This window comes from Streptomyces sp. NPDC047117, from assembly GCF_040643545.1.
Taxonomy (GTDB): Bacteria; Actinomycetota; Actinomycetes; order Streptomycetales; family Streptomycetaceae; genus Streptomyces.
On the sequence record NZ_JBEYUN010000036.1, the window covers coordinates 24,678 to 36,041 of the forward strand.

Annotated in this window: 8 protein-coding genes; 6 read left to right on the forward strand and 2 right to left on the reverse strand. The window is 71.8% G+C overall.

The window, feature by feature from the left end; genetic code table 11:
• The first annotated feature begins 58 nt into the window (after window positions 1–58).
• The 3 genes from ABZ840_RS36855 to ABZ840_RS36865 all read left to right on the forward strand — a co-directional run bounded on the left by ABZ840_RS36855 (window position 59) and on the right by ABZ840_RS36865 (window position 3,553).
• Entirely contained in the window at window positions 59–1,204 is a 1,146-nt protein-coding gene (locus tag ABZ840_RS36855; protein ID WP_361568167.1) for an SIS domain-containing protein, read from the forward strand.
• 96 nt (window positions 1,205–1,300) lie between these two features.
• The gene (manA, locus tag ABZ840_RS36860) at window positions 1,301–2,515 is read left to right on the forward strand and encodes a mannose-6-phosphate isomerase, class I (protein ID WP_361568170.1); all 1,215 of its coding nucleotides are present in this window, start codon (window positions 1,301–1,303) and stop codon (window positions 2,513–2,515) included.
• 90 nt (window positions 2,516–2,605) lie between these two features.
• Window positions 2,606–3,553: a cation diffusion facilitator family transporter gene (locus tag ABZ840_RS36865; RefSeq protein ID WP_361568173.1), complete on the forward strand. Its 948-nt coding sequence runs from the start codon at window positions 2,606–2,608 to the stop codon at window positions 3,551–3,553.
• A 102-nt stretch (window positions 3,554–3,655) separates the two neighbouring features.
• Here the strand turns inward: ABZ840_RS36865 and ABZ840_RS36870 are convergent, their stop codons facing one another.
• Window positions 3,656–5,728, reverse strand: coding sequence for a fructose-specific PTS transporter subunit EIIC (locus tag ABZ840_RS36870; RefSeq protein WP_361568191.1), 2,073 nt, complete (start codon window positions 5,726–5,728; stop codon window positions 3,656–3,658).
• A 707-nt stretch (window positions 5,729–6,435) separates the two neighbouring features.
• Here ABZ840_RS36870 and ahcY point away from each other — a divergent pair.
• Both ahcY and ABZ840_RS36880 read left to right on the forward strand, forming a co-directional pair.
• Entirely contained in the window at window positions 6,436–7,893 is a 1,458-nt protein-coding gene (ahcY, locus tag ABZ840_RS36875) for an adenosylhomocysteinase (protein ID WP_361568176.1), read from the forward strand.
• Between the two features lie 172 nt (window positions 7,894–8,065).
• Window positions 8,066–8,710: a hypothetical protein gene (locus ABZ840_RS36880; RefSeq protein WP_361568179.1), complete on the forward strand. Its 645-nt coding sequence runs from the start codon at window positions 8,066–8,068 to the stop codon at window positions 8,708–8,710.
• Between the two features lie 79 nt (window positions 8,711–8,789).
• Here ABZ840_RS36880 and ABZ840_RS36885 read toward each other — a convergent pair whose 3' ends face one another.
• A complete protein-coding gene (locus ABZ840_RS36885) occupies window positions 8,790–9,797 on the reverse strand; it encodes an RDD family protein (RefSeq protein WP_361568181.1) in 1,008 nt (335 codons plus the stop codon).
• Between the two features lie 138 nt (window positions 9,798–9,935).
• On the opposite strand from ABZ840_RS36885, the gene ABZ840_RS36890 reads away from it, so the two are divergent.
• Window positions 9,936–10,943 carry a stage II sporulation protein M gene (locus ABZ840_RS36890; protein ID WP_361568184.1) on the forward strand — a complete coding sequence of 336 codons (1,008 nt, stop codon included), beginning with the start codon at window positions 9,936–9,938 and terminating at the stop codon, window positions 10,941–10,943.
• The last annotated feature ends 421 nt before the right edge of the window (window positions 10,944–11,364 follow it).

Consider the following 11,364-nt stretch of genomic DNA (forward strand, 5'->3'; position numbering starts at 1 on the left):
GAATCCTGAGGCAGCGGCCGCTCCGCCCAGCCGCCCGGCGACCGGAAGGCAGCATCACATGCTCGACGAGTCACTCCTCGACGCTCCCGAAGCCCTGGCCGAGGCGGACCGGTACGGCCTGCTGCGGGCCGTGGCCGAGTCCGGCGCCCGCGTCCGCACCGCGGCGCGGAACGCCGCCGAGGCCGGCATACCGGATCTCGCGCCCGACGGCCGGCCGCGCACCGTCCTCGTGGCGGGCCCCGGCCCCGCGGCCCCCTGCGTCGCCGACCTCTTCGGCGCCCTCGGCGGCGGCAGCTGCCCCGTGACGCCGATCCGGCCCACCGGCGTCGCCCCCCTGCCCGGCGCCCTGCGCTGGTCCCTGCCCGGCTGGACGGGCCCGCTGGACCTGCTGCTCGTGGCCGGGCCCGACGGCGCCGACACCGGCCTGGCCGAGCTGGTCGAGAACGCCTACCGGCGGGGCTGCTCCATCGTGGGCGTCACGCCGGCCGGCAGCCCGCTCGCCGACGCCATCACCCAGGCCCGCGGACTGGCCGTACCGCTCGCCACCACCCCGTACGACGGCGAGTTCGACGTCGAGGGCGCGCCGCCCGCGGCGCCCGGCACCCTCTGGTCGCTGCTCACCCCGCTGCTCGCGCTCGCCGACCGCATCGGCCTGCTCGCCGTGCCGGCCGACGAGCTGTCCCGGCTCGCCGACAAGCTCGACCAGGTCGCCACCCAGTGCGGCCCGGCCGCCGCCACGTACGGCAATCCCGCCAAGACCCTCGCCGCCGAGCTCGCCGACAGCCTCCCGCTGATCTGGACCGAGGGCGCCGTCGCGGGCGCCGTCGGCCGGCACTTCGCGACCGTGCTGACCGGCCTCGCGGGCCGCCCCGCGCTCGCCGCCGAGCTGCCCGAGGCGCTCACCGCGCACGGCACGCTGCTGGCCGGAGCGCTCGCGGCAGGCGCCGACCCGGACGACTTCTTCCGCGACCGGGTCGAGGAGCCGGGAACGCTGCACGCCCGCGCCCTGCTGCTCCGCGAGGGCCCGCCGGGCCCGCTGTCCGCCGCCCCCGCGGCCCGCGACCTCGCCCTGGAACGGGACACCCCGGTCAGCGAGCTCGAAGCGGAGAGCGAGGGCAGCCCCCTGGAGAACGCCGCACAACTCCTGGCCACCACGGATTTCGCCGCCGTTTACCTGGCGCTCGCCGGAGCCGAGGGATCATGAGGCGGGGCGGTGCGCGGGTGGCCCTGCCGACCGCCGCCGCTCCGCTCCCCGGCTGTCACCCCGCCCCCTCCCGACCACTGCAGGAGCCCGCCCGCAATGGACCGCCTCACCAACACCGTGCGCCCCTACGCCTGGGGTTCCACCACCGCGATCCCTTACCTCCTCGGCGTCGAGCCGACCGGTGAGCCGCAGGCGGAGATGTGGATGGGCGCCCATCCCGGCGCGCCGTCCCGCGTCGACCGGGGCATCGGTCCGCAGTCCCTGGCCGAGGTCATCGACGAGGACCCCGAGGACGAACTGGGCCCCGACGCCGTACGCGCCTTCGGCCCCCGCCTGCCCTTCCTGCTGAAGCTGCTCGCGGCCGGCTCCCCGCTCTCCCTCCAGGTCCACCCCGACCTCGCGCAGGCCAAGGAGGGCTTCGCCGACGAGGAGCGGCGCGGCGTCCCGATCGACGCGCCGCACCGCAACTACAAGGACGCCAACCACAAGCCCGAGCTGATCTGCGCGCTCACCCCCTTCGACGGCCTGTGCGGCTTCCGGCAGCCCGCCGAGGCCGCCGACCTGCTCGCCGGCCTCGGCGTCGACAGCCTCAAGCCGTACGTCGACATCCTGCACGCGGGCCCTGAGGAGGACGCGCTGCGCGAGGTCCTCACCGCCGTCCTCACCGCCGACAAGCACGCCATGGCCGAGACCGTCGGCGAGGCCACCGCGGCCGCCGAACACCTCGGCAAGGCGGGCGGCCCGCACGCCGAGGCCTACGCCGCGTACGCCTCGATCGCCCACCACTACCCGGGCGACCCCGGCGTGATCGCCGCGATGCTGCTCAATTACGTGACGCTCCAGCCCGGCGAGGCCCTCTTCCTGGGCGCCGGCATCCCGCACGCCTACCTGAACGGCCTCGGCGTCGAGCTGATGGCCAACTCCGACAATGTGCTCCGCTGCGGCCTGACCCCGAAGCACGTGGACGTCCCCGAACTGCTGCGCATCGTCCGCTTCGAGGCGGGCGACGCGGGCGTGCTGCGCCCGGAGGCCGGCCCGTCGGGGGAGGAGGTCTACGAGACGCCCATCGACGAGTTCCGGCTCTCGCGGTACGTCCTGGCCCCCGGCGCCGCACCGGTGGCGCTGGCGAACCGTACGCCGCAGGTCCTGCTCTGCACGGCGGGCTCGGTCGTCCTGCGGGGCACCGGGGACGCGGCGGATCCGGGCCGGCAACTGGCGCTCGCGCCCGGTGAGTCCGCCTTTGTCCCGGCAGGTGAGGACATTGCCGCGAGCGGTGAGGGTACGCTCTTCCGCGCCACCGTGGTCGTCTGATGCAGGCCCCCGTCACGGGTGCAACAATGACCTGCCCATGTGGTTAAAGGGGCGGTAAAGCCCGGTCGACGGAAGGGACATGCAGCACTCATGAGTGCATCAGGCGGCACCAAGGCCATCGTCGCGGCGCTGGGCGCCAATCTGGCCATCGCCGTAGCGAAGTTCGTGGCGTTCGCCTTCAGCGGTTCGTCCTCCATGCTTGCCGAGGGCGTGCACTCCATCGCCGACTCCGGCAATCAGGGGCTGCTGCTGCTCGGCGGCAAGAAGGCCAAGCGCGCCGCCACCGAGGAGCACCCCTTCGGTTACGGCCGCGAGCGCTACATCTACGGCTTCCTCGTCTCCATCGTGCTCTTCACCATCGGCGGCGTCTTCGCGCTGTACGAGGGCTGGGAGAAGATCCAGCACCCGCACGAGCTGGAGCACTGGTACTGGCCGGTGGGCGTCCTCGTCTTCGCGATCGTCGCCGAGGGCTTCTCGTTCAGCACGGCCATCAAGGAGTCGAACTCGCTGCGCGGCAAGCAGACCTGGCCCGAGTTCGTCCGCCGCGCGAAGGCACCCGAGCTGCCGGTCGTCCTCCTGGAGGACCTCGGCGCGCTCGTCGGCCTGATCCTCGCGCTGCTCGGTGTCTGCCTCACCCTCATCACCGGTGACGCCATCTGGGACGGCATCGGCACGATGTGCATCGGCGTCCTGCTCGTCCTGATCGCCCTGGTCCTGGCGGCCGAGACCAAGTCGCTGCTGCTGGGCGAGGCCGCGGGCGCCGACCAGGTCGCCAAGATCCGCGAGGCCATCGTCGACGGCGACACCGTCACCCGCGTCATCCACATGCGCACCCTCCACCTCGGCCCCGACGAGCTGCTGGTCGCCGCCAAGGTCGCGGTCCAGCACGACGACACGGCCACGGAGGTCGCCGACGCGATCAACGCCGCCGAGGACCGCATCCGCGCCGCCGTACCGATCGCCCGGGTCATCTACCTGGAGCCGGACATCTACAGCGCGGAGGCCGCGGCCTCGGGCACCCCGATGCCGGGCGCCTGACCGCAGGACCGCAGAAGGGCCCCGCCGCTCACCTTCGGGTGAGCGGCGGGGCCCTTCGCCGTACGAGGTCCTTCGCGGAATGCGCCGGTGGCTCGCTCCCGGCTACTGGATCTCGGCGAGTACGGCCATGATCGCGTCGCTGTCCGGCGCCGCCTGGAGCCGCGCCCGGAAGTCCGTGTCCATCAGCTTCCGCGAGAGCAGCGCGAGGATCCGCAGGTGCTCGTCGCCCGCTGCGGCCTCCGGTACGGAGATCATGAAGAGCAGCTTCGCGAGCGTGCCGTCCAGCGAACCCCAGTCGATGCCCTCGGGGGACCGCGCGAACCCGACCACCGGAGCCGTCACCGCGTCCGTCTTGGCGTGCGGGATCGCGATCTCCTCGCCGAGCCCGGTGGTGCCCTGCGCCTCCCGCGCGAGCGCCACCCGCACCAGCTCGCCCACGTCCGCGACCTTCCCGGTACCGGCTGCCAGCTCCGCCATCTCCCGGATCGCCGCCTCCTTCTCCGAGGCGTCGAGTCGGACCTTCACGGTGTCGGGGGTGAGGTAGCCGGAGAGGACGGCGGGCTCGCCGGGCGCGGTTTCCGTACCGGGTTCTGTACCGGTTGCTGTACCGGCTTCCGCGTCGGCTGCGGTGGTGGTCTCCGTACGGGGTTCCGCGTCGGCCTCCGTGCGGGTTTCCGCTCCGGCTGCCGCGCCCGCCAGTGCGGGTTCCGGGGCAGGGGCGTCGCTGTCGGCCTCCCCGGCGCCCCCGGCGCCCTCGCGCCGCTCCGCCACAGACATCAGCGTCACCGTGCAGAGCGCCGTGACGACCGTACCGGCCGCGATGGCCACGAAGAACATCGCGACGCCTCCCACCGCGCCCAGCACCGCGACGATCGGCCCGCCGTGCGGCACGTTGTCCGTCACCCCGGCCAGGCCGGCCAGCGCACCGGCCACCGCGCCGCCGAGCATGTTGGACGGGATGACCCGGGCGGGCCGCCCCGCCGCGAACGGGATCGCGCCCTCCGTGATGCCGAAGCACCCCATGAACAGCGCCGCGAGCCCCGTCTCCCGCTCCTGGTCGTTGTAGAGCCGCCGGCGGATCAGCGTTGCCACACCCTGCCCGAGCGGCGGCACCGGGATCGCGGCCGCGCACATGCCCATGATCTCGGGGTTCTTGGACACCAGACCCGCGCCGAACAGGAACGCCGTCTTGTTGACCGGCCCGCCCATGTCGAACGCGATCATCAGTCCGAGGATCACGCCGAGCAGCGCCGCGCTGGACCCCGTCAGGCCGCCCAGCCAGCTCGTCAGGTGCTCGAACACCCAGGAGATCGGCCGCCCGATGACGTAGATGAAGAACAGTCCCAGCGCCGACGTCGCCACGATCGGGATCACGATGATCGGCATGATCGGCTGGACGAACTTCGGTACCCGGACCTTCTTGATCCACAGGACCAGATACCCGGCGAGGAAGCCGGTGACGATCGCCCCGATGAAGCCCGCGCCCGACTTGGAGTCGTACAGCGCGCCCGTATTGGCGATCCACCCGCCGATCATTCCCGGTACGAGCGCGGGCCGGTCCCCGATCGCGTACGCGATGTACCCCGACAGGATCGGCACCATCAGCGTGAAGCCGATCGTCCCGATGTCGTTGACGTGCTTCCAGAACGAGCCGTCGGGGATGACGAGGCCGCCGTCGGCCTGCGGATGGCCGCCCAGCGCCAGGGAGACGGCGATGAGCAGACCGCCCACCACCACGAACGGGATCATGTAGCTGACGCCGTTCATCAGCGCCTTGTACGCGAGGCTGCGCTCCTTGCCGCCGCCTCCGCCCGCGGAGCCCGTACCGGCCGCGCCGCCACCGGCGCCCGCTGCGCCGCGCTCCGCGCCGTGCACCGGTGCGGTACGTACGCGCTCGATCAGCTCCTCGGGGTGGTGGATGCCCTCGGCCACCCCGACCACGACCAGCCGCTTGCCGGCGAACCTGCTCCGGTCGACGTCCTTGTCCGCCGCGATGATGATCCCGTCGGCGTCTCTGACATCGTTGTCAGACAGAACGTTCTCCGCGCCGATCGACCCTTGCGTCTCCACCTTCATCTCGTGCCCGAGCGCCTCGGCGGCCTGCGTCAGCTTCTCGGCGGCCATGTACGTGTGGGCGATGCCCGTCGGGCAGGCGGTCACCGCGAGCAGCCGCAGCCCTCGCCCGCCCTGCCCGGCGGCCCCCGCGTCCTCCGGGGGCTCCGCTGAACTGCTGGTCACGTCAGTCTCCTCACAAGTTCCCGCGCAAGATCGTGCAGGTGTTCCCGCGCACTCCGCATCCTGCATCACGAACCCCACCCCTCCAACCCGCCACCACACACCCCACCCGTAACAGTCACCCGCACTCCCTCTCCGTGCTCCGTCCCCGCACGCCGTCCCTCCTCCCTTCCTGCCGCCCGGCGGCAGGCGCCGCCCGCGGTACCTGGTGCGGTGCCTGCCGCACGGGTGTGACTCGCCGCACCCTCCCGGAGGGGCTGGGGTTCACTGGGCCGATCGGTGTAGATTCGTGACCAGTGCCAGACGTCGCTGCTGATGGCGGTCGGGCGGCCCGCAGCGCGGACCGGCCGAGGGAGAGAGGGCCTCCGACGGACTGCGTGCTGCGGCCAGGGGACAGGTGTGTCCCAGGGCGAGTGCCTGCCGGTGCGAGCATGCCCGGCGAGGAACGCGCCCCGGGTGACAGCCGTGTCCAGGTGATCCGGCCGGACCCGCCATGTCCGGTCCGGGGGTGTTCGTATCGCGTCCGAGTACGCGTACGCGTCCACGTGGCGCAACGCGTGGCCGCCCACCCGCTCACCGCACTCCGCCTGCCCGCGCCGCAGACTGCCGACCGCAACCACCCTCCGACCACCGGGGAGCAGCCCGACATGACGACAGCAGCCACCGGTCAGGACTTCAAGGTCGCCGACCTTTCCCTGGCCGCCTTCGGCCGCAAGGAGATCACCCTCGCCGAGCACGAGATGCCCGGCCTGATGGCGATCCGCAAGGAGTACGCCGAGGCGCAGCCGCTGGCCGGCGCCCGGGTCACCGGCTCGCTGCACATGACCGTGCAGACCGCCGTCCTCATCGAGACCCTGGTCGCGCTGGGCGCCGAGGTCCGCTGGGCCTCCTGCAACATCTTCTCCACCCAGGACCACGCCGCCGCGGCCATCGCCGTCGGCCCGAACGGCACCCCCGACGCCCCCCAGGGCGTTCCGGTCTTCGCCTGGAAGGGCGAGACGCTGGAGGAGTACTGGTGGTGCACCGAGCAGGCCCTGACCTGGCCGAACTCGCCCACCGGCGGCCCGAACATGATCCTGGACGACGGCGGTGACGCCACCCTCCTGGTCCACAAGGGCGTCGAGTACGAGAAGGCCGGCAAGGCCCCCTCGGTCGACACCGCCGAGAGCGACGAGCACCGCGCCATCCTGGAGCTGCTCAACCGCACCCTCGCCGAGACGCCGAAGAAGTGGACCGAGCTCGCCTCGGAGATCCGCGGCGTGACGGAGGAGACCACCACCGGTGTGCACCGTCTGTACGAGATGCACCGGGACGGCACCCTGCTCTTCCCGGCGATCAATGTGAACGACGCCGTGACGAAGTCGAAGTTCGACAACAAGTACGGCTGCCGCCACTCGCTGGTGGATGGCATCAACCGCGCCACCGACGTCCTGATCGGCGGCAAGACCGCCGTCATCTGTGGTTACGGCGATGTGGGCAAGGGCTGCGCGGAGTCGCTGCGCGGCCAGGGCGCCCGCGTGATCGTGACCGAGGTGGACCCGATCTGCGCGCTGCAGGCGGCGATGGACGGCTACCAGGTGACCACGCTGGACGAGGTCGTGGAGACGGCGGACATCTTCGTCACCACGACGGGCAACAAGGACATCATCATGGCCTCGGACATGGCCAAGATGAAGCACCAGGCGATCGTCGGGAACATCGGTCACTTCGACAACGAGATCGACATGGCCGGTCTGGCGCAGATCGAGGGCATCGTCAAGGACGAGGTCAAGCCGCAGGTGCACACCTGGACCTTCCCCGACGGCAAGGTCCTCATCGTCCTCTCCGAGGGCCGGCTGCTGAACCTGGGCAATGCCACCGGTCACCCGTCGTTCGTGATGTCCAACTCCTTCGCGGACCAGACGCTGGCGCAGATCGAGCTGTTCACCAAGCCGAGCGAGTACCCGACCGACGTGTACGTGCTGCCCAAGCACCTGGACGAGAAGGTCGCGCGTCTCCACCTGGACTCGCTGGGCGTCAAGCTCACCACGCTCCGTCCGGAGCAGGCCGCGTACATCGGTGTCGAGGTCGAGGGCCCGTACAAGCCCGACCACTACCGCTACTGAGCCACGGCCAGAAGGCGCGCACGGTCCCTCGATAACCGGCGCGCCGCACCCCCAGCCGGACAGCCAGGCCCCCGTCCACCAGGGCGGGGGCCTGGCCCGCTCACGGCCTTGCGTAGCCTCGACGGCAGCCCCCGCACGCGGGAACGACTGACGGAACCACCGAAGGACCCCCATGCCCCGCGGCCGCTATTCGCTGCACGACCCGCACGATCACACCCCCCTCGGCGAAGAGCACTTCCACTGCGCCACCGGCCCCTCCGGCTGGCGTTACGTCTCGCAGATCACCACCCCCAGCGGCGATCATGCGGGCTCCGTCGACCTCACCCTCGACGACCTCGGCCGCCCCATCAGGCTCGAACTCAACGCCGCATCGTGGCAGGTACGCGGCGCCGCGCTCGACGGCGTCACCTGGGTCCGTACCGACCCCACCGGCACGCACGCCACCGAAGGCAACGTCCGCGCCCACGCCTTCACCGGCGCGTCCCCCGCCTTCCTCATCGCCACCGCCCGGCTGCTGCGCCCCGCCCTCGGCTCCGGAGCCGTCCGCACCCGCCTGGTGGCCTTCGCACCCCCCGTCCTCGCACCCCGCACCCTCGACCAGTCCTGGGCCCTGGTGAACAGGACAGCACACAGCACTGACAACGGACCGCTGACCGTGGACGAGTACCAGGTCAACGACCTGGAGACCGGCGAACAGCACGCCATCCACCTCGCCGGCGACGTCGTCCTCTCGGCCCCCGGCATCGAACTCGAAGACCTCGAAACACCGCCGTCGGTCTTCACCGAGCCGGAGGGGCCCGAGGGATTCGCCGACTGACGCCGACCGACGGGCCGGTCGACCGGCCGATCCGCCGGGTGACCGCCGGGCCACACGCGCGCTTATAGGCGCAGGCGGCTCACGCGGGAGGCGCGAACCCCGTCGTACGCCGCGCACCGGCCTCGACCGCCCCGTCCCCCGATGCGTCGCCCGGCGCCTCCGGCGCCTTCGCTTCCCTCGGCTCCGTGCCGGTGGCGCCTGACCCGACCGGCTCCGTGCGGGGCACCGCCGTACCGACCGAGTCCATGAGGGGCGCGGCCGACCGGCCCGGGCCCGCGTCGGGCGCCGCCGTCGGCCCGTCTGACGGCGCGGAGGTCCCCGCGCCCGCCGGTGCCGCCGCGCCGAACGTACGCCGCGCTTCCCGCCCCTGCCGCTCGAAGAGCACCGCCGACAGATACGCGGCCGGATGCAGGCCCTGCGGCACCCCCGCCCCGGTCCACCCCACGAAGTCGTCGGCCAGCTGCCCCGCCATCCGCCACCCGACCTGCGGATCCAGCTGCCCACTGCGCGTCAGGAACTGCCGTACGGTCAGCCACCAGCTGTCCGGCACCCGCGACAGATCCAGCGCACCGAGCTGCCCCTGGAGCCACGGCGGCGGAGGCGGCAGCGCGGACCCGCCCCGCTGAACCGGTATCCGCTCCCGTACGACGACCGTGCCGGCGAACACGTCCCCGAGCCGCCGCCCGCGTGCCGACACCAACGAGGCGATGCACGCCACCACCCCCATGGTCAGCACGATCTCGATCGCCCCCATCGCCCCGCGCACCAGCGCGTGCCGGAAACGGATCGGACCGCCGTCCTCCCGCACCACCCGAAGTCCGCACGCGAGCTTCCCCAGCGAGCGCCCGTGGCTCAGCGTCTCGACGACGATCGGGATCCCGATCAGCACGAGTACGAAGGCCGCCACCGAGATCGCCGCCACCGCCGCCGGATCCAGTGAGGCAGTAGCGGCGAACAGCGCCATGGAGAGGCCGATGTACGCGGTCCACGTCACGGCGAGATCGAGGAGGACCGCCAGCGCCCGGCTCGGCAGCCTGGCCGGCCGCAGCCCGAGTACGACCGCCTCGCCCGTCACCAGCTCGTTCATCCCCGCCGTCCTCCCTCGCCTGCGCCTCGCCCGCCCCGATGCCGGCACCCGCCAGTCTGCCAAGCCGGTACGACAATGGGCCCAGTACGTTCATCATGAGCACCAAGACCGTCACTGTGGGGCGAGGAGCGCTACTGCATGGACCTCGATGTCTTCGTCACCGCGCACCGCGCCGAGTGGGACCGGCTCGACACCCTGATACGCCGCAAGCGCCGCCTCTCGGGTGCTGAGGCCGACGAACTGATCGCCCTGTACCAGCGCGCCACGACCCACCTCTCGCTGCTCCAGTCCACCGCACCGGACCCCGCCGTGACCGGCCGGCTGACCTCCCTCGTGGCCCGCGCGCGCAGCGCCGTGACCGGAGCGCGCAAGGCGTCCTGGCGGGACGCCGCCCGCTTCTTCACGACCTCGTTCCCCGCCGCGCTCTACCGGCTCCGCCACTGGTGGATACCGACCGCGATCCTCTCCACGGTCGTCGCCGCTCTCATCGGCTGGTGGATCGCCGCCCACCCCGAGGTCCAGTCCTCGATCGGCGCCCCCGACGCCCTGCGCGAGATGACGAAGCCCGGCGGCCAGTACGAGACGTACTACTCCAGCCACCCCGCCGCGGCCTTCGCGGCCCAGGTGTGGACGAACAACGCGCAGGCCGCCGCCCTGTGCCTGGTCCTCGGCGCGTTCCTCTGCGTACCGGCCCTCTGGGTCCTCTTCCAGAACATGCTCAACGTGGGCGTCGGCATCGGCCTGATGGCCTCGGCCGGCCGGCTCGACACGTTCCTCGGCCTGATCCTGCCGCACGGCCTCCTGGAGCTGACGGCCGTCTTCGTCGCCGGGGGAGTGGGCATCAAGCTGGGCTGGACGGCCATCGACCCGGGGCCGCGCACCCGCCGGGACGCCCTGGCCCAGGAAGGCCGCGCCGCACTCGGCGTGGCCGTGGGCCTGGCCGCCGTACTTCTCGTCTCGGGAGCCATCGAAGGCTTCGTCACGCCGTCCGGCCTGCCCACCTGGCTCCGCATCGCCATCGGCGTCCTCGCCGAACTGGCCTTCCTGGCGTACGTCTACGGACCCGGCCGCCGAGCCGTCCGGGCGGGCGAGTCCGGCGACATCGACAGCTCCGACCGCGACGCCGCGGTGCCGACCGCCGCCTGACCTGCGATCGAGGCCCCGCAGCGCACCGGATGTGCATCCGACACCCGTGAGCTGCTAATCTCCTGTTCACCCCAGGAAACCCGTTGACACGGGCGATTGGGGGAGGTAGATTCGAACGGTTGCCAGGAGTTGGACAAGCTCCTCCGCGACAGTTAACATCTACAGCGCCCCGGCCGGAATTCAATTCCGCAGGGCCCTTCCGAATCCTTATCGGGAACGCCAGTCGATTCAATCGGCGAAAACGCTTCTGATAAAGTCGGGAAAGTCGAAAGACGAAGGCCAATCCAAAGGCCACTGGAAACAAATTCGGACCGGAAACGGAACGGACGAGGATCTGGTAAAGTCGGAACCGCCGAAAGGGAAAGCCCGCAAGGGCCGAACCGGAAAGCAACCCCGCTCCGACAGGGGGCCGGATCACCGA